The 19051-nt window shown below is 70.9% G+C and carries 15 protein-coding genes; 5 read left to right on the top strand and 10 right to left on the bottom strand.

The window, feature by feature from the left end; all coding sequences use genetic code 11:
* Positions 1–893: DUF6531 domain-containing protein (locus tag AX018_RS22900; RefSeq protein ID WP_146749412.1), on the bottom strand; the 893-nt coding region annotated here is incomplete at its 3' end.
* 277 nt (positions 894–1170) lie between these two features.
* Complete coding sequence (locus tag AX018_RS22895; protein ID WP_111882311.1) at positions 1171–1665, bottom strand: nuclear transport factor 2 family protein; 495 nt, start codon at positions 1663–1665, stop codon at positions 1171–1173.
* A 218-nt stretch (positions 1666–1883) separates the two neighbouring features.
* Between AX018_RS22895 and AX018_RS22890 the strand changes: the two genes are divergently transcribed.
* Complete coding sequence (locus AX018_RS22890) at positions 1884–2114, top strand: DUF3079 domain-containing protein (protein WP_111882309.1); 231 nt, start codon at positions 1884–1886, stop codon at positions 2112–2114.
* An 18-nt stretch (positions 2115–2132) separates the two neighbouring features.
* Here the strand turns inward: AX018_RS22890 and AX018_RS22885 are convergent, their stop codons facing one another.
* From AX018_RS22885 to AX018_RS22875, 3 genes are all read right to left on the bottom strand, one after another.
* The gene (locus tag AX018_RS22885; protein ID WP_211322510.1) at positions 2133–2549 is read right to left on the bottom strand and encodes a GNAT family N-acetyltransferase; all 417 of its coding nucleotides are present in this window, start codon (positions 2547–2549) and stop codon (positions 2133–2135) included.
* Between the two features lie 73 nt (positions 2550–2622).
* Positions 2623–2772, bottom strand: a complete 150-nt coding sequence (locus AX018_RS25350; RefSeq protein ID WP_170146330.1) for a hypothetical protein — start codon at positions 2770–2772, stop codon at positions 2623–2625.
* A gap of 287 nt (positions 2773–3059) precedes the next feature.
* Positions 3060–9041: an alpha-2-macroglobulin family protein gene (locus AX018_RS22875; protein WP_111882301.1), complete on the bottom strand. Its 5982-nt coding sequence runs from the start codon at positions 9039–9041 to the stop codon at positions 3060–3062.
* A gap of 230 nt (positions 9042–9271) precedes the next feature.
* Here AX018_RS22875 and AX018_RS22870 point away from each other — a divergent pair, with 230 nt between their 5' ends.
* Complete coding sequence (locus tag AX018_RS22870) at positions 9272–10453, top strand: OpgC domain-containing protein (RefSeq protein WP_111882298.1); 1182 nt, start codon at positions 9272–9274, stop codon at positions 10451–10453.
* A gap of 33 nt (positions 10454–10486) precedes the next feature.
* Here the strand turns inward: AX018_RS22870 and AX018_RS22865 are convergent, their stop codons facing one another.
* From AX018_RS22865 to AX018_RS22855, 3 genes are all read right to left on the bottom strand, one after another.
* Positions 10487–11320, bottom strand: a complete 834-nt coding sequence (locus tag AX018_RS22865; RefSeq protein ID WP_111882314.1) for an SGNH/GDSL hydrolase family protein — start codon at positions 11318–11320, stop codon at positions 10487–10489.
* 154 nt (positions 11321–11474) lie between these two features.
* On the bottom strand, positions 11475–12170 hold the full coding sequence (locus AX018_RS22860) for an alpha/beta fold hydrolase (RefSeq protein WP_111882295.1): 696 nt from the start codon (positions 12168–12170) through the stop codon (positions 11475–11477).
* Entirely contained in the window at positions 12167–13480 is a 1314-nt protein-coding gene (locus AX018_RS22855; RefSeq protein WP_111882293.1) for an MFS transporter, read from the bottom strand. Before AX018_RS22855 ends, AX018_RS22860 begins: the two co-directional genes overlap by 4 nt.
* Positions 13481–13560: 80 nt before the next feature.
* Between AX018_RS22855 and AX018_RS22850 the strand changes: the two genes are divergently transcribed.
* Positions 13561–14463 (top strand): LysR family transcriptional regulator, encoded by a 903-nt coding sequence (locus AX018_RS22850; RefSeq protein ID WP_111882289.1) that lies wholly within the window; start codon positions 13561–13563, stop codon positions 14461–14463.
* A 21-nt stretch (positions 14464–14484) separates the two neighbouring features.
* Here the strand turns inward: AX018_RS22850 and AX018_RS22845 are convergent, their stop codons facing one another.
* A complete protein-coding gene (locus AX018_RS22845; RefSeq protein ID WP_111882286.1) occupies positions 14485–15474 on the bottom strand; it encodes a Bug family tripartite tricarboxylate transporter substrate binding protein in 990 nt (329 codons plus the stop codon).
* Positions 15475–15537: 63 nt separating this feature from the next.
* The gene (gene argH / locus AX018_RS22840; protein WP_111882283.1) at positions 15538–16995 is read right to left on the bottom strand and encodes an argininosuccinate lyase; all 1458 of its coding nucleotides are present in this window, start codon (positions 16993–16995) and stop codon (positions 15538–15540) included.
* Positions 16996–17046: 51 nt separating this feature from the next.
* Between argH and AX018_RS22835 the strand changes: the two genes are divergently transcribed.
* Together AX018_RS22835 and AX018_RS22830 are read left to right on the top strand one after the other, a co-directional pair.
* Entirely contained in the window at positions 17047–18108 is a 1062-nt protein-coding gene (locus AX018_RS22835; RefSeq protein WP_111882281.1) for a sensor histidine kinase, read from the top strand.
* Positions 18109–18142: 34 nt separating this feature from the next.
* On the top strand, positions 18143–18886 hold the full coding sequence (locus tag AX018_RS22830; RefSeq protein WP_111882278.1) for a LytR/AlgR family response regulator transcription factor: 744 nt from the start codon (positions 18143–18145) through the stop codon (positions 18884–18886).
* The last annotated feature ends 165 nt before the right edge of the window (positions 18887–19051 follow it).

The following is a 19051-nucleotide window of genomic DNA, read 5'->3' as shown; positions in this document are numbered from 1 at the left end:
CGCGAGCGGACGTAGTTCTGCTCGCCGCTGCCCTGCACGAAGCGGTATTCCCCCAGGGAGCGCGCCTCCAGGCTCGCCGCCCCGCCGCCCTCGTACATGTCGAAGCGCCCCCGGCCCGTCTTCCAGATGTGCGGCTGGTTGAGCACCCGGTAGCAGTAGTCCGTCTGCTGGCCGTCCTTCCACCAGAAGGCCGGGTAGCACGGGTTGCCCTGCCCGGCCACGTCGCCGTACCAGCCCTGGTTGAGGGTGGAGAGGAATTGCCCCTCGCTGCTGCGGTACACCCGCTCGAAAACCAGGCCGTCCTTGCCCATCGGGTAGTCGAGCTCGGGCTGGATCTTCTGGCCCGTGCTCGGCAGCACCGGGTTGCCCAGCGCGCCGCAGTCGTCGCAGGAGTCCTCGTTGGGCAGCGAGAATTCGCACCACACCTGCACATTGCTGTCGGCATCCCACTTCATGCCCCGGTCCACGTTGATGCTCCTGCCGTGCTTGACGATCGTGGGGCACTCGAAGCCCAGCGTCACGGCCACGGCTTCGGCCCGGGGCGAGCCCAGGTCCGGAACCCCCTCGGCCTGATACCCCGAGACGCGCCCGTTGACCAGGCCGTTCAAAGGCTTGAGGGCCCCGGCAGAGCGGCAGAACGTGCTGCCATCGTCCCTGCGGCTGCAGCTCGAGGTGTGGTAAATCTCGGCGGCCACGGAGAAGGCCTCCTCCACCGTCTCGGCCTTGTAGACGACCTGGCCGGGCATGCCTCCGCCGCCGCTGAACCATACGGCTGCGTTGTAGAAGAACTTCGGCTCCACCACGAACCGCACGCTGTCCGCGAACGCGCTCTGCAGGCACAGCAGCAGCCACAGGGCCAGCAACAGCCGTAGGGGGGATTTATGGGTCGTCATTTGTTCTGCGGTCCGCGCCGGTACACGGCAGACCGGTGGATACGCGCACCAGCCGGCGCGCCAGGGCCGCTGCGCCCCTTCCCAGGTGCAGCGGCGCGCGCAGATTAACCGAAAGTCACGCCAGAACGGTGACTACATCCCGCATCGTGGCGCCAAAGAAACAGTGACACGGCCGCCCTTGCCAATGGACTGGAATCTGCGCGACCGCATTCGGATCCGTGTGCGGCCCGGGGTTGTGAGAGAGCCCCCCCGGGGCTCCCGGTCCAGGATCAGCCCGTCAGTTCTTGGTCGCCGGGTCCCAATGCTCGGCGATCAGCCCGTTCTCGATGCGGAACATGTCGAACCACGTGGTGGTGTAGGTCTTGCTGGAGTCCTGCGGATCGGGCAGTTGGCGCACGAACACCAGCGTGACGATGTCGCCTTCCGCCAGGATCTTCACCAGCGGAGCCCGCACCCGGGACTGGATCGGCGTGCGCGGCGTGACCTGGGCGAGGAATTGCTTGAAAGGCTCGCGCCCCGTGGCCACCAGCGGGTTGTGCTGGATGTAGTCCTCGGCCATGTACCTGTCCGCCAGTTCCACCTGGCCGGATTCGAACACCTCGCGCCAGAAGTCATAGACCAGACGCTTGTTGTAGGCATAGAACGGGTTGTGGGACCAGAGCAGCTTCTCGTGCCGGGTCTCCTCCGTCACGGGTACCTGGGCCTGCGCGGCCAGGGGCAGAACGGCGGCGATGACCATCACGGCGCGGGCGATGGAATGCTTCAAGGACATGGTTTTTCTCCTGAGGGTGGAAAGCCCGTCGTTTATAGCCACCCATCCGCCCCGCGGAATACCCCTATACCGAAGCAAACGCGAAGACATGCATGACGGCCTGGAATACACAGCCGCGGCATCGCCATCTGCCGCCGCCTTGATTCCCCGCAAGGCCTGGGCGGCGGGAGCGGTCCACACTGGATCGGTGTTCCGCGCACCACGCTATCGCCATTGCCATGGAACGGAAATTCCCCGAGCACCCTGCGCACCCGGAGCGCCTGTGCTGGGGCTGCGACCGCTACTGCCCTGCCGGCGCGCTCGCCTGCGGCAACGGTTCGGAACGCACGCAGCACCCCGTCGAGCTGTTCGGCTCCGACTGGATGGCGTGGGATGCCGGCCGGCCGCTCACGCCGCCCGCCACATCGGACACCTCGATCGATGCCGCCGCGGCAGGGCCCGCCCACTGAGGGGCGGCCGAAGGAACCTCAGGCGTTGGGCCGCTCCCCGCGGACCATCGAGAAGCGGTGGATGTCCGTGCGCAGCGTCCAGCCCAGGCCTTCCCAGAGGGCCTGCCCCAGCGCGTTGTCGCGGTACACGTCGATGTGCGACTTGAAGATGCCCAGGCGCTCCAGCTCCGCCAGGCAGCACTCCACCAGCGCCCGCGCGATGCCCTGCCGCCGCTGCTCGGGCAACACCAGCAGATGCTGCAGGTACCCGCGCCGGCCGTCATGGCCGCACATGATGCAGCCCACGATGCGGCCCTGCACGTGGGCCACGAAGCTCAGGCCCGGATTGCGCTCCAGGTAGCGCGCCGTGGCCTCGCGCGAATCGGCATCGCGGACGGCCACGCCGGGCGTGGCCTGCATGAGCTGGATGACCGGCTCGTAGTCACCGAGGGTCATGGGGCGGAGGGTGGGCGTGGTGTGCATGGGCGCGGTCGCTCGTGAATGGATGGGATGACAGCAAGGCCCCTGGTCAGTCTTGGCCCGGGAGGACCAGCGCATAGCGCTCTTCCCGGGGCACGCCCCGCTCCCGGCGCCAGAGCAGCCACAGCAGCCCCACCGCCAGCACCCCGATCGTCACGGCCCTGGCCTGCGGGGCCCGCAACTGGAATTGCGCCAGCACGATGAGGGCATACAGCGCCCCCGCCGCCCAGGGGGAAACACGCGGCCACCTGCGGTCCCGCAGAAAGGCTCGGCAGTGCGGGCAGCGGGGCCGGACCCCTTGCGGCATGAACCAGCGCGCGTTCTCGGGCCAGGGACACGGGACGGGCGCATCGAACCGTGCCGCGCAGCCCGGGCACCGATAGGCGCCATGCGTGGGGTCCGGCGCGGGCGGGGCCAGCAGGCGGTCGCAGTCCGGGCATACCGCCTGCGAGGCCGCCAGCCGCCGGCCACAACCCGCGCAGGCGGTCATTTCGACGCCTGCACCTTCACGCGCGCATTGGGCGTCTCGCCGAACATCTCGGGGGCGTACATGGCCTCGACGCGCGTGGGCGGCAGCGCGAACTCGCCCACGTTGTTCAGGCGCACCGTGTACTCGGCGGTGACGGTGCCCTTGGGCAGGTATTCGTAATAGCCGCGGTACGCCTCGAAACTGCGCTCCTCGAAGGCCATCCAGCCGCTGCCGCCGCGCTGCTCGCCCCGCGTGGCGATCTCGGAATCGCGGCCCAGGCCGCCGCCCAGGATGGTGGCGCCGCCGGGGATGGGGTCGGTGAGGGCCACCCAGGTCATGTCGGTACTGGCGTTCACTTCCAGCTTCACGCGCAGCACGTCGCCGCGCGTGTACTGGCCGGGCACGGCCTGTTCCACCGGGGTGATGGTCTTCTTCACGGTATAGCCCGCCGAGAACGGCGCCTTGAGCTGGATCGCGGCCACCGACTGCAGCGTGAGCCACGGCTTGCCCGGGCCCTGGTGGGTCACGGCCAGGGCCTCCTTGCCGCCGGCGCTCCAGGGCAGGAACATGCCGTTGTTCTTCAGGTTGCCGGGCGATGCCGGGGCACCGAACCACGTGGTCTGGTGCGGGGCGCCCGCGGCATCGGTGGTCTTCACGCGCTCGACCTTGCTCCAGTCCACGCTGGCGGTGTTCGCGCCCAGGGCGGCGCGGGTGGTGCCGGCCACGGGCGTGGCCTCGAACCTGGCGCTGAACTTCTCCAGCGCCAGCCCGCCCCAGAGGTTGGCCGTGGTGGTGTGCCACGCCCCGCCCTGCTGGCGCGCGATGAAGCCGTTGGCCAGCCGGCCCATGTCGTCCTTCCAGGCGGGGTCGTCCATCACCGCCAGCATGAGCCGGGCCGTGTTCACGTCGCCGTTCTGCATCAGCCACCACCAGTAGTCGTCCTGCTCGGAGCTGAAGACGAGCTTGGTGCCCTGGTAGGACAGGCGCGCCTTGAGGATCTGCGTGGCCTCGGCGATGCGCTGATCGCGCTGCGGTGCATCGGGCACGCGGCGGAGCACGTTCAGCCAGTCGATCACGCTGTGCGTGGGCCACTGGTTGGGCGCCACGGTGATGGACGAGAGCATGCGGCCCGTGGCCTTGCCGTAGCGCGAGAGCGCTTCGAGCGCGGCGAGTTTGCGCATGTCCAGGTCCTTGCGCGGGCTCCAGAACTCGCGCTGGATGCGCCCTTCCACGAACGCGATCAGGCCGCGCTCCATCGGGGCGCGCACGTCCGGCGGCAGCGCGAAGGCGGCGTCGAGGGACGAGGCCTCGTGCGTGGCCGCGAGCAGGTAGGCCGTGAGCGTGTCGCTGCCCCGGTTGGCGCTGCCCGCCTGCGGCGGGAAGTAGTTGGCGAGGCCGTCGCCATCCAGGTAGGTGGGCAGCTGGCCCACGACGGTCTGCCAGAGCTTGCCATCACGCAGGCCCACGGCCTTGCTGGTCTTCTGCTCCAGGCAGGCGAAGGGGTAGTTGGCGAACCAGTCGCGCACGCCCGGCAGACCCTCGGCCAGCTTGGGTTGCAGCGACATCTTCAGGCCGCCGCGCCCGGCGATGGCATCGGCGGGCGGCTTCACGTCGAGGTTGAAGCTGCCGTCCACCTGCACCAGCGTGGCCTGCTGCACGGTGAGCGGCACGGCGGGCACGAGCCGCTGCGTGGCCTTGAGCGCATCGCGCGCGCCGCCGGCCCCGGCTGCGGTATCGCGCGCCTCGATCTCCCAGAGGATCGCCTCGGCCCGCGTCTGCGCGAGCTGCGGCGGAGCGGTCACCGTCCAGGCCACCTCGCGCGACTCGCCGGCGGGGATCTCCACGGTCTGCTTGTCCAGCGTGAGCAGCGTGGCGCGCGGCGCCACCTCGACCTTCATCGGCGCCTTGGTGGTGTTGCGCAGCGTGAACTGGGCGCGGAACTGGTCGTCCTCGCGCACCAGCGGCGGCAGGCCGCTGATGATTTGCAGATCCTGCGTGGCGCGGATGCTGGTGGCGCCCGTGCCGAACAGGCCCGCGCCCGCATCGGCCACGGCCACCACCTTGAAGGTGGTGAGCGCGTCGTTCAGCGGCACGGTCACCCGGGCCTGGCCGTTGGCGTCCAACGCGATGGCGGGCTGCCACAGCAGCAGGGTGTCGAGCAGTTCGCGCGTCTGCGCGTGGCCGCCGCCGCCGCCCGCGGGCACGGCCTTGCGGCCATAGTGGCGCCGGCCGATGATCTCCATCTGCGCGGTGGAAGTCTCCACGCCCCAGGCGCGGCGCTGGAGCATGGCATCGAGCAGGTTCCAGCTCGTGTTGGGCATCAGCTCCAGCAGCGCCTGGTCCACGGCGGCCAGCGCCACTTCGGCGTTGGCGGCGGGCTTGCCATCGGGCAGCGTGGCGGTGATGGTGACCTGCGCCTTGCCGCGCACGGGGTAGCTCTCCTTGTCGGCGGCCACCTTCACCTCGATGCGATGGGCCTTGGCCCCCACGTTCAGCTCGGCCAGCCCCAGGCGGTAGGCGGGCTTGGAGAGGTCCACCATGGCCGTGGGCGCGACGTATTCCTTGCCCTCGTACCAGAAGGCGCTCCACCACTCGCGCGGCGCCTTGAAGCCCCAGGTGAAGAAGCTGTACCACGGCACCTCGCGCAGGCGGCCGCGCAGGGCCAGCACGCTCACGTAGACGTTCGGCCCCCAGCCTTCCTCGATCTTGAGTTGCACCGTCGGGTCCTGCCCGTTGAGCTGCACTACGCGCGTGTCGATGATGCCCTCGCGCTCCACGCTCACCAGCGCCGTGGCGTGGCGGAACGGCATGCGCACCTGCAGCTTGGCGACTTCACCGGGCTGGTAGCTTTTCTTCTCGGGCAGCAGGTCGATGCGGTCGTGGTCCTCGCCGCCGAACCACAGCTCGCCCTGGCGCGTGACCCACACGGAGGAGGCCGCCTCGGACTGGTTGCCGTCCTTGTCGCGCGCGGTGGCGACCAGCTCCACTTCGCCGGCCTCGTCGAGCTTGGCCTCGCACAGCAGCAGGCCCCGGCTGTCGCTCCTGCCCGAGCAGACGGTGCCCAGGTCCTTGGTCTCGGTCTTGTTGTCGTAGCTGTAGAAGCCGCCCACCATGCGCTTGCGGCTGGTGGTGGTGATGCGGGCGATGGCCTGCACCTGCAGGGGCACGCCCTCCTGCACCTTGCCGTCCAGGCCCAGCGCCAGCGCCTGGAAGCGGATCTTCTGCGCGGCCGAGACCCAGCCCTCGGTCTTGATGCCGGCCACCACGGCGGCGGGCCACAGCGGCTGCGTGCTGCGCAGGGTCTGCACCTCGCCGTTGGGGTCGGAGTACGTGGCCTCCAGCACCAGATCCTGCGGGCGGCGAGAGACGGGCACATTGCCGATGGCGATCTTGCCCGCGCCGTTGCGGTCGAGGGTGAGCGGCAGCTTGTCGGCGATCACGCGGGCATCGTCTCCGGCGGCGGGCTCCTCGTCATCGCCGCGAGCGGCCGCGCCGGGCAGCGCGCCCTTCTGGCGGGGCGGCTGGAAACTGAAGGCGTCGAAATCGGGGAACTGCAGCGGCCTGCCGCGCACCAGCGCGGACACGCGCACGGGCAGGTTGGCGGCGCCACCGCCCGCCACGTAGTTGATCTGCACGTCGGTGGGCACGGAGCGCGCGCGCACCAGCGGCTTCTTGTCGGCCGGCGCGATGCGCCCTTCCAGCACGGGCAGGCGGAACTCCTCCACGCGGAACTCGCCCGAGGTCATGCTGCGGCCGTGATCCCCGCCGCCGCGCAGCTCCACCGAATAAGCGCCCAGCTTGGCCGCCGGGGGCAGGGAGAACGTGCTCTCGGCGCTCATCCCGCCCGTGGGGGTGCGGCGCCACTGCAAGGGCTGGGTGAACTGCTGCCCGCTGCCCACGTGGGTGATGGCCAGCAGGTCCGGCAGGTCGGCGGGCAGGCCGAAGCCCTTGCGGTTCTGCGTGCGCATGAAGTGCTTCATGGACACCGTCTCGCCCGCGCGCAGCAGCGTGCGGTCGAAGACGGTGTGGGCCACCTGGTCGGGCTCGGGCTGGCTGCTGGTCGGCACGTTGAAGCGCCAGGGCTCGATGCCGCGCTGCCAGTCGCTCCAGGTGAAGGCCATGTCCTGGCCGCCATCGCCCCCCTGGACGCGGGCGCTCACGAAATAGGCCGACATGCCTTCGAGCCCCTTGCCCGCCTCGCAGGTGGGCGGCTGGGGCGACAGGCCCTCGAACATCGCCACGCCCTGCGCGTTCGTCGTGGCCTTGGCCAGCTCGCGGCCATCGCAGCCGGACACGCGCACCACGGCGCCGGGCACCACCTGCCCCTTGTCGAGCGTGGTCACCCAGGCGGCGGCGTTCTCGCGCCCGAGCTTGAAATGCACGCCCAGGTTGGTCACCAGCGCGGAGGTACGCACGTACATGGTGCGGCCCGCGCCGTGGCGCTGGTCCAGCAGCGACTGGCCCAGCATGGGCGAGGCGATCTCGACCACGTGGAAGCCCGTCGGCAGCGGAATGCCCACCACCTCGAACGGCCGGGGGTCGTTGCCCGCGGGCTTGGGCAGGTCCAGCGTCTTCGCCCCCGGCTGCGCGCCGAGCAGCGAGACCATGCGCGACTGCACGTAGTCCTTGCTCTCATCCTGCAGCACCTGGGGCAGCGGCCCCTTGGCATCGCGGCTGGCATCCGCCCTCGGGACGAGGTAGTCATCGTATCGGCGCACCCGGCGGTACCACGTGATGATGTCCGCGTCGCTGGTGGGCTGCAGCGTGCTGACCTTGCCGTTGGACGCCGGCGCTCCGGCCTCCAGCCCCTGCACGCGCAGGGCCGCCTCGACGTTGCGCAGCGTCACCGGCAGCAGCGCGGGGCCCTGCGGACCGTCCGCGAAACGCTCCAGCACGCCGAAGGGCGCGGCGGCGAACTTGGCCAGCGGAGGCAGCGGGCCCGAGCCCACTTTCAGGGGAAAGCTGTCGGCATTGCTCAGGGTCCGGCCGGACGCGTCCTTGAAATCCTTGGGCAGCTCCACACGGAAGGCCGTCTGCGGCGTGAAGGGCGGCACGAACTGCAGGCTATTCACCACCGTATCGCCGTCGCCCTCCCCGTCCAGGCGGGGCTTGAGGGTTTCCTTGTCCGACTTCAGCCGGACCGCCTCGGCCAGCTTGCGCGGCACGGGCGCGTTGAACGAGAGAACCATCGGCCGGATCGGCAGACACGCGGCCTGGGCATTCTCGCGCTCACAACTGAAATCGGCCTGGAACGGCTCGCGCACCGTGTAGCCGAATCGGCGCTCCACCGAGTTCGCCACGCCGCTCGGCGTGGCAACGCCCTTGCCGAACACCAGCTCCACCTTGGCGCCCGAGGTGAGGCGCCGGTTGCATGCCAGCGTGGCATAGCGCAGCGGGTCCTGCTTGACCGACGGCTCCAGTCCCAAAGACTGCAGCATGGCCGCGCGCTCGCCGCCCTCAATCAGGCGCACGGGAATGCGCTCGCCCACGCCCTCGGCCACGCACCAGACGTGGGCCTTCACGCTCTCCAGGGTGGCGGGACCGTTGAATTGCAGCAGGAAGAACTGCTCCTCGTCGATGCGCTGGTACGTGCCGGGGCGCACGCTCTGCACGAAGGGCCCGCCGGTGTTGAAAAGGTAGCGGGTGGTGCCCGTCAACGCGCCCCCCGAAGCCGACTTGAACCCCGCCTTGGCGGTGGCCGTGCACCGGGTGCCGGGCGGCAGATCGGCGGCGAAGTCGTACACCCATTCGCGCTCGCCGGTCCAGCGGCCCGTGCCCTGGGCGGCGCTGGCGTTGTCGCAGTCCACCGAGAACGGCGCCGGAGCCTTGGGGTCGCCGAAGTTGACGGCGGCCGCGTCGAACTTGATCACCGCCTGCCGCACGCGCGCCACCTCGCCCTGGGGCGAAAAACTGGCCACCGAGAGGGCCTGGGCGGCGCCGGCGAAGGCCACGCCGGCAAGCGCGGCCAGGGCCGCGCGAAGGAGATGCTTTGTTGTCATGGAATGGCAGCGATGGCGCGGCGGACCGGCCGCCGCGGGTCCCCCCGGGAGATCCGGTGCCACGCACGGGCAGGCGGCGGCAGCGGAACATGGAAGCCCGGAAGCGTAGCCCATCGGCGCAGGGGCCACCATCAGCCACGGCGCTGAGTTGTAAATGGCCTACACGGACAGCCCGCGAGGCACGCGCACAATGCCCGCTCCGGCGCGCCGACGGCCGCCCCACCCCTGCCATGCCCCACTCCTCCACCCCCCGCCGCTGGGAAATCGACGCCATGCGAGGCCTCATGCTGGTCCTCATGACGGTCACCCACCTGCCCACGCGGTTCACGCTGCCGCTCGGCCAGCCCCTGGGCTTCGTGTCGGCGGCCGAGGGGTTCGTTCTGCTGTCGGCCTACATGGCGGGGCTGGTGTACGGACGGGTGGCGGTGACGCGCGGCATTCCGGAGATGCGCCAGGCCTTCTGGCGCCGCGCGCTCAAGATCTATGCCTGCCAGGCGGCGACGCTGCTGTTCCTCTTCACCATCATCACGTTCATCGGCCTGCGGGTGGACGAGCCGGCCATCAAGGGGCTGCTCACGTTCTACCTGCTGAAGCCGCTGGAGGCGCTCGTGGGAGGCCTGCTGCTGGTCTATGAACCGCCGCTGCTCGACATCCTGCCCCTGTACGTGCTGTTCATGCTCGCCAGCCCCTGGGCCATGACGCACGCGCTGCGGCGCGGCTGGGCGCCCCTGCTCGGGGTGAGCGCGCTGCTGTGGTTCCTGGCGCAGTTCGGACTCTCGCAGTGGTTCTACGACGCCGTCGGCACGGTGGTGCCCATCCCCATCCCGTTCCATGAGACGGGGGCCTTCTCGATGTGGGGCTGGCAGTTCCTCTGGATGCTGGGCCTGTGGATGGGCGCCTCGCGCAACGATCCGCAGGCCCCGCCCTTCGCGTTCCCTCGCTGGGCGGTGGGCACGGCCGCGGCCATCGCGGTCACGGGGCTGGTGTGGCGCCATGCCATCGGGCAGGTGCCTTTCGGCGATGGCCTGCCGCAATGGAACCTGCTCTTCGACAAGTGGCAACTGGGCCCGCTGCGGTTGATCGACCTGTTCGCGCTGCTGGTGCTGGCCATCCACTTCGGCCCGGCGCTGGCGCGGCGGCTGCCCCGGCAGCACTGGCTGGAAACCCTGGGAGCGGCCTCGCTGCCCGTGTTCTGCGCCCACCTCGTGGTGGTGCTGCTCGCGATCAGCCTGATGGGCGCCAACTACGGCCGCCCCTGGTGGCAGGACTTCGCCCTGCTCGCCGCGTGCTTCGGCGCGCTCTACGCGGTGGCGCGCGTCAGTCTCTGGTTCGACAGGGCGCCGCAGGAAAACGGGGCTTGCCCGCCCCTGAAGCCGTGGAAGCTGCGCAAACCGCTTCCGCCCGCGCTGTGACGCCAGTGCGCGTGCCCGGCGGGTGCCCCGGCGTCAGCGCTGCGCGCTCGCGTTCACCACGGCCTGCGCGCCCGCCCCGGCGGCGTTGCGCGGCGTGTCGGCAGGGGTGGCGCGCGGCTCCTTCGCCTGCCCCATCGCGGCCCCTGCCGCATCCTCCACGTAGGGGCTGATGACGCTGCGCCACAGGTCGTAGCCCGCATCGTTCATGTGCAGGTGATCGGGGCCGAAAAGATCGGCGCGCGGCACGCCGGCCGAATCCAGCATGGGCGAGAAAATGTCGATGAAATCGCTATTGGGCACCGAGCGCACGTACTGCGCGAGCAGCGCGTTGGCCTCGCGCATGCGCGGCAGCAGCGACAGGCGCAGGGGGCTGGGCTTGATGGAGATGTAGCTGATGCGCGTCTGCGGCAGCGCCTCGCGCACGGCCCCGACGAACGCCTGGAAGCTCTCGAGCACCTGCTGCGGCGTGCGGCCCTCCGCCAGATCGTTGTCGCCCGCATAGACCATGACGTGGCGCGGCTGGTACTGCAGCACCAGGTTCTTCACGAAATACTGGCAATCGGCCATGGTGGAGCCGCCGAATCCCCGGTTGATCACCACGGGCAGTTGCCGGAAATCCTCGCGCAGGTCGGTCCAGAGGCGGATGGTGGAGCTGCCGACGAAGAGCACGCCGTCCGATTGCGGCAGACTGGCCTTGTCCGCCGCGGCGAACGCTTCCATGCTCGACTGCCAGCGCACATGGGGCGCGGGCACTGCGGCCGAGGGTGCCGGCGCGAGCGGGACCGCTCCCGCCGGCAGCACGAGAGCGCACAGCAGCGCCGCGGCGCCGCGGCGCAGGCAGGCGAACCGAAGGGAGGACAGAGGCATGGAACGGCTCTCCAGAAAGTACAGCTGCTTGGGAGCGATTGTGGGGGCCGCCATTCCCGCGGCAATACAACTTTTACAAATTTATCTTCGGGAGTTACAAAGTTGACCGAACTTTTCCTGGAGGCGGAACGCACCGTCGCCCCCAGCCCCCCGATCAAGGGAGTAGCCAGGCCCGCAGCACGTCCGCCGTTTCCTCCGGCAGCTCCAGGGCGGGCAAGTGGCCGCAGTTCCGGAAGACATGGAACCGCGAGGCGGGGATCGCCCGGTGGATCTCCAGGGCATCGGCCGGGGGCGTGAGCACGTCGCCGTCGCCGACCGCCACCAGCGTGGGCACGCGGATGTCCGGCAGCAGCGGCCTCGCGTCCGCGCGGCCGAGGATCGCCTGCTGCTGCCGCAGGAAAGCCTCGCCGCCCACGCGCGCGGCCATGGCCTTGAGTTCGTCCCCGACCGGCCCGCCGACCCGGGAGGCATGGATGAGCTGCGGCAACAGGCGGTCCGTCACGCCGGCGAAACGGCCGAGTTGCAGCGACCCGATGCCGGCCCGCCGCCGGGCGGCGCGGGCCGCGTCGTCCACGGCCGCGCTGGTATCGAGCAGCGCAAGGCGGCTCACGCGCCCGGGCGCCTGCCGCAGGATCTCGAAAGCGACGTAGCCGCCCATGGAGAGCGCGGACAGCGCGAAACGCGCTGGCGCCATGTCCAGCACGCGGCGCGCCATGCCGGCGATGCTGTCGTCGCGGGTCAGGTCCGCGATGAAGGGCTCGGCGATGTCGGACAGCGCCAGGGCCTGGTCGCGCCACAGGCGCCCGTCGCACAGCAGGCCGGGCAGGAACACGAGCGGCTGGCGGCTCATGCCGTGCCTTCGCGGGGTGAACGGCCGCGGGCGGCGCTGAGCGCGCCCGCCAGGGCGATGCCGCCCGTCAGGCCCGCGATGGCCCACCACCCGCCGTGCTGCCAGAACCAGCCGCCCGCCGAGCCGGTTACGGCGGAGCCCATGTAATACGAGAACAGGTACAGCGACGCCGCGTGCCCCTTGGCCTGCCCGGCGAGCGGACCGACGGAGCCGCTCGCCACCGAATGGCCGATGAAGAAGCCGGTGGTGACCAGCGCGATCCCCGCCACGATCGCGGCCAGCGGCGACAGCAGGGTGAGCCCCACCCCGGCAAGCATCAGCACGAAGCCCGTGACCATCAGCGGACGCCGCCCGAAGCGGTCGGCCAGCCCGCCGGCCACCGACGAGGACACGATGCCGAAGCCGAACGCGAGGAAGATCAGGCTGACCTGCGTCTGGCCCAGACCGTAGGGCGCGGCGGACAGACGGAAGGTCGCGTAATTGAACAGGGTGACGAAGATGCTGGTCAGCATGAAGCCGATGGCATAGATGCGCAGCAGCGCGGGGTTGCGCAGGTGCCCGCCCCAGGCGCGCAGGTGGAAGGCGGCATCGATGCCGGGGCGCCGCGCGAAGTTGCTCGATCGCGGCAGCATCAGCACGAAGCCCACGGCCGAGATCAGGCACAGGCCGCCCAGCACGCCCAGCGCGACGCGCCAGGAGGTGAATTCGGTCAGGAGCCCCATGCCGACGCGCCCCATCATGGCGCCGAACGCCGTGCCCCCGACATACAGCCCCATGGCACGGCCCAGGCTGGCGGGCTCGATCTCCTCCGCCAGCCAGGCCATGGCAACCGCCGGCACGCCGCCCAGCACCCATCCCTCCAGGGCCCGCGCCACGAGCAGGCCGTGCCAGGTGGGCGCGGCCGCCGCCGCGATCTGCAGCAGCGCCGCGAGCGCCATGGAAGCGAACATCAGCCCGCGGCGCCCCAGCGCCTGCGAAAACGCGCCGGCGAGCACGATGGAGACCGCCAGCCAGCCCGTGGTGAGCGACAGGGCCAGCGAGCTTTCCGCCGGGCCGATGCCGAAACTCGCCGCGAAGGCCGGCAGCAAAGGTTGCACCGAGTAGATCAGCGAAAAGCTCGCGAAACCCAGCAGAAAGAGCGCCAGGCCGGCCCGGGCGTATTCGGGCGTGCCGCGCCGCACCCAGGTGGCGGCGGGCGCAGGGCCCGGGGGATGGCCGCCGCTGGCGGACGGGGTGGAATGAGAAGGGGCGGCTTCGCGGGAAGGGCCGGGAACGGAAGCGAAAGAAGACGCGGTGGAATCTGCAGGCATGGTGGCCGCGAATGTATTGACGGGGTCACCATCTGTCCAATATATGGCACACCACATCTCCATATGCAGTACAAATAGCCATGGAACTGCGACACATCCGCTATTTCCTCGCCGTGGCCGAGGAAGGCAACTTCACGCGCGCCGCGGCGCGGCTGGGCATCGGGCAGCCGCCGCTGAGCCTGCAGATCAGGGACCTGGAGGCGGAGGTCGGCGCCCCCCTCTTCCACCGCGTGCCCCACGGCGCCGAACTGACGGAGGCGGGCCAGGCCTTCCTGGAGGGGGTGCAGCCCTTGCCCGGCCACGCCGCGCAGGCGATCCAGGCGGCCCGCCGCGCCGCGCGCGGCGAAACCGGGCAGTTGAACCTGGGTTTCACCGGCACCGCGGCGCTCAACCCCATCATCCCGGCCAGCATCCGGGCCTTCCGCCATGCCTATCCGCGGGCCGAACTCCGGCTGGTGGAGGCAAATTCGGTGGCGCTGGTCACGGGGCTGCAGGAAGAACGGCTGGACGCCGCGATACTGCGCCCCTCGGCCTCCGACCCGGCCACGCTGGCCGTCGAAAAGCTGGTGGACGAACCGCTCGTGGCCGCCCTGCCCGCGGAACACCCGGCCGCGCGGGGCCGGGGCGGGCTGGCGCTCGCGGCGTTGCGGTCCGATCCCTTCATCCTCACGCCGCGCGCCGTGGGCATCAGCCTGCACGATGCCGTGCTGGCCGCCTGCCGGGCCGCGGGGTTCGAGCCGGCCCTGGGCCAGCCCGCACCGCAGATCGCCTCGATCCTCTCGCTCGTGTCGGCGGAGATCGGGGTTTCGCTCGTGCCGGCCTGCATGCGCCAGCTCAGCGTCAAGGGGGTGGCGTTCCGTGCGCTGCGCGCGCCGGCGCCGCGCGTGGGGCTCGCGGTGGCCCACCGCTGGTCGCGGCCGCCGGGGCCGGCCGTCAATTTCGCGGCGATCGCGCGGCAGGTGGCGGGGCGGCCGGCCGCGTGAGCGCGCGCGGCCGCCAGCCGGTCACTGCGGCTGGAAGCCGCTGCCCCGGATGATGCGCGTCCAGGCCTGCGTGTACGCACGCTCGCGGGCCGTGAGCTGCGGCGGCGTCATCGGCGTCACCGTGAGCCCCAGCGCCACCAGGTGGTCGCGCACGTCGGGCTGCGCCAGCACTTTCGCCAGGGCGTCCGAGAACTGCTGCACGAACCGGGGCGGCGTGCCGGCCGGCGCGTAGAAGCCGTAGTAGGGAAGGTCCTCGAACCCCTTAAGACCGAGTTCGCCGAAGGTGGGCACGTCCGGCAGGGCCGCCTGCCGCCGCTCGCCCAGCACGGCCACGATGCGCAGCTTGCCGGCCTTGTGGTTTTCGAGGAAGTCGGGCACCGAACCCACGCCGGCCGCGATCTGGTTGCCCAGCATGTCGCCGATCATCGGCGCGCTGCCGCGGTAGGGCGCGGACACCAGATCGAGCCGGTAGCGCTGGCCCAGCAGCTTCACGAGGAACTCGGGCGTGGAGGCCGGCGCCGGGATGCCGACGGCGCTCTTGCCGCCGCCCTGCGCCCGCACCCATGCCACGTACTCGTCGAAGCTGCGCGCCGGGGTGCCGCCGGACACCGCGAACGCATTCACGAAAGTGGCCACGCCGCCCACGCCGACGAAGTCGCGCTCGGGGTCGAACCCGGGGTTCTTCACCACCTGCGGCAGGATCGAGATCGTGTGGTCGTGCGTGAGGAACAGCGTGCCGCCATCGGGCGCGGCGGCCTTGAGCGCCTGCGCCGCGATCTGCCCGCCGGCCCCCGGGCGGTTCTCGACCACCACGGGCACACCCAGCGCATCCTTGAGCTTGTCGGACAGCAGGCGCGCGATCGCATCGGAGCCCCCGCCGGGCGGAAACCCCACCAGGATGCGCAGCGGCCTGCCGCCTTCGGCCCACGCCCACCCGAAGGGCAGGCCGGCCGCCAGCGCGGCGCTGGCGCGGGTGGCATGGCGGAGCAGGTGGCGGCGGGAGAGCGTCATGGCGGGTTCCGATCGGGGCTTGGCTTGCGGTCGTGAGAAAGGATGGCGGGCGGCTGGCTGCGCTCAGCCCAGCCGCGCGCGGTGGCGGGCCAGTTGCGCGCGCACCTGGGCCGGCGCAGTGCCGCCCAGGGTGTTGCGCGCATTGAGCGAGCCGCGCAGGCTCAGCGCGTCGAACACGTCTTTCTCGATGGCGGGGTGGAAGCCCTGCAGCACCGCCAGCGGCAGCTCCGAGAGGTCCACCGCGTGCGAGCTGGCGGCCTTCACCGCGTGGGCCACGGTCTCGTGGGCGTCGCGGAACGGCAGGCCCTTTTTGACGAGGTAGTCGGCCAGGTCGGTGGCGGTGGCATAGCCCTTCTGCGCGGCCTGCTCCATGGCCTGGGCGTTGACGGTGATGCCGCCTTCCTTGCGGCCGGTGGCGGGGTCGGGCTGGCCGCCCACCATCTCGGCGAAGATGCGCAGCGTGTCCTTGAGCGTGTCCACGGTGTCGAACAGCGGCTCCTTGTCCTCCTGGTTGTCCTTGTTGTAGGCCAGGGGCTGGCCCTTCATCAGCGTGATGAGGCCCATCAGGTGGCCCACCACGCGGCCGGTCTTGCCGCGCGCCAGCTCGGGCACATCGGGGTTCTTCTTCTGCGGCATGATCGACGAGCCGGTGGTGAAGCGATCGGCGATGCGGATGAAGCCGAAGTTCTGGCTCATCCAGATGATGAGCTCTTCCGATAGGCGGCTCACGTGCACCATGCACAGGCTCGCGGCGGCCGTGAATTCGATGGCGAAGTCGCGGTCGCTCACCGCGTCCAGGCTGTTCTGGCACACGCCCTCCATGCCCAGCGTGCGCGCCACGCGCTCGCGGTCCAGCGGGTAGGTGGTGCCGGCCAGGGCCGCGCTGCCCAGCGGCAGCACGTTCACGCGGCGACGCACGTCCCGCATGCGCTCGGCGTCACGCGCGAACATTTCCACATAGGCCAGCATGTGGTGGGCGAAGCTCACGGGCTGGGCCACCTGCAGGTGGGTGAAGCCGGGCAGGATCACCTCCACGTTCTGCTCGGCCACGTCCACCAGCGAGACCTGCAACTCCTTGAGCAGGTCGGCGATCAGGTCGATCTCGCCGCGCAGCCACAGGCGCACGTCGGTGGCCACCTGGTCGTTGCGGCTGCGGCCGGTGTGCAGGCGCTTGCCGGCATCGCCCACGAGCTGGGTGAGGCGGGCCTCGATGTTCAGGTGCACGTCCTCCAGGTCGAGCTTCCACTCGAAGGCGCCGGATTCGATCTCCTGCGTGATCTGCGCCATGCCGCGCTGGATGGCGGCATGGTCCTCCTGGGCGATGACGCCCTGGGCGGCCAGCATCTCGGCGTGCGCCAGGCTGCCCGCGATGTCGGCCTGCCACAGGCGCTTGTCGAAGAACACGCTCGACGTATAGCGCTTGACCAGGTCGCTCATGGGTTCGGAGAAAAGAGCCGACCAGGCCTGGGACTTGGTGGCGAGCTGGTCGTGGGAAGGTTGCGCGGAGGGGCTGGAGGACATGGAAGGCAATAATCCGGAGGTTTCGGTCACCCGGAACGCCCGGATGCCGCGATGCAAGAGACGCAAATTTTATCGACCCGGCCCCAGCCCCTCGCCGAGCCCGCCGCCGCGCGGCTCGGGCGGCGCGTGCTCGTCTTCGATGCCTGCCATGTCGGCGTGGTGCTGCGCGCCGTGCTTTTCGTGGAATCGGTGCTCGGCGTAGGCGCGCTGTTCGGGGCCGAAACACCCCTGGAATGGCTGGCCCGCCTCTCCCTGTTCACGGGCGGGGCGCTGCCGGCCACGCTGGCCTGGCTGATCACGGCCTGCAGCCTCAAGACGGTGCTGCAGCGCCTCTCGGTGGCGCTGCAGTACGCCGCGGGCGTGGCGCTGGGCGCGGTTTCGGGGCTCTACGCCTGCGGCATGCTCGCCCTGGTGGGCGTGGCGGCGGAACCGCCCTGGCTCGCGAGCGCGGCCAGCGGCGCCCTGCTCTCGGCGGCGCTGGTGGCCGCGCTGGTGCTGCGCGCGCGGGCCCGCACGCCGGCGGCCACCACGGCGCGGCTCACCGAGCTGCAGTCGCGCATCCGGCCGCACTTCCTCTTCAACACGCTCAACAGCGCGATCGCGCTGGTGCGCGACGAGCCGGCGAAGGCCGAGGCCTTGCTGGAGGACCTGAGCGACCTCTTCCGCCACGCGCTCGTGGAGCAGGGCGAATCCGCCACGCTGGCCGAAGAGATCACGCTCGCGCGGCGCTACCTGGACATCGAGCAGGTGCGCTTCGGCGACCGGCTGCGCGTGCAGTGGGTGCTCGATGCCCGCACCGACGGCGCGCGGCTGCCGCCGCTGCTGCTGCAGCCGCTGGTGGAGAACGCGGTCAAGCACGGGGTGGAGCCCTGCGCGCAGGGCGGCAAGCTGCGCGTGGCGACGCAGTTGCGCGGCAGCCGCGCGGTGGTCATCATCACCAACACGCTGCCCACGGCCGGCGAGCGGGACGACGCCGTGCCGCGCGGGCACGGCATCGCGCTCGCCAACGTGCGCGACCGCCTGCGCCTGCTGCACGACGTGCAGTGCGATTTCTCGGCCGGCATGCACAATGGCCTGTACCGGGTGCGCATCTCCCTGCCCGCGCACGCCTGAGCTTCCAAGCAACGCCCCCGCCTCCTCATCCACCATGCACATCCTGATCGTCGACGACGAAGCCCTGGCCCGCAGCCGCCTGCGCACGCTGCTCGCCGACTGCGGAGGGCATACCGTGGCCGAGGCCGCGAACGCCGCCGAGGCCCTGGCGCAACTGCGGGCGACCGCCGGCGGCCGGGCCTGCGATGCCGTCCTGCTGGACATCCACATGCCGGGCCAGGACGGACTGGCCCTGGCCCACACGCTGCGGACGCTGGCCCAGCCCCCCGCCATCGTGTTCGTGACCGCGCACGCCGACCATGCGGTGAGCGCGTTCGAGCTGGATGCGGTGGACTACCTCACCAAGCCCGTGCGGCTGGAGCGCCTGCAGCAGGCGCTGGCCAAGGTGCGCCGCACGGCGGGCCAGCCCCGGCCCGAGGCGGCGCCCGGCGCGGTGGACGGCGAATCCCTGCTGATCCAGGACCGGGGCCGCACCGAGCGGGTGCCGCTGGACGAGGTGCTCTACGTCAAGGCCGAGCTCAAGTACCTCACGGTGCGCACCGGCACGCGCAGCTACATCCTGGACGGCTCGCTCAGCGAAATGGAAACGCGGTACGCGGACCGCTTCCTGCGCGTGCACCGCAACGCGCTGGTGGCCCGCCGGGCGCTGCGGGCCCTGGAGAAGCACTACGACCCCGACGAGGGCGAAGGCTGGGCCGTGCGCCTGCACGGCCTGCCGGAGCTGCTCTCGGTATCGCGCCGGCAGGTGGCCGCCGTGCGCGAGGCCCTCTCGCACTGAACCGCCGGCCGGCGATCGGCCCGTTCCGCCGCTCAGAGCGTGTTCACGATCTCAGTGATCCATAGCGCTACGCGCCACCCACATCGCATGAAACTGGCGCGGCCCAGGCGCGGGCAGCCGCGCAAGGGCCGCCCCGCCGCGCTGGCTGCGTCCCTCTTCCCACGC

It is taken from the genome of Paracidovorax anthurii, assembly GCF_003269065.1.
GTDB lineage: Bacteria > Pseudomonadota > Gammaproteobacteria > Burkholderiales > Burkholderiaceae_C > Paracidovorax > Paracidovorax anthurii.
The sequence above is the reverse complement of the archived record's forward strand: the minus strand, read 5'-3'. Positions and strand labels throughout refer to the sequence as shown.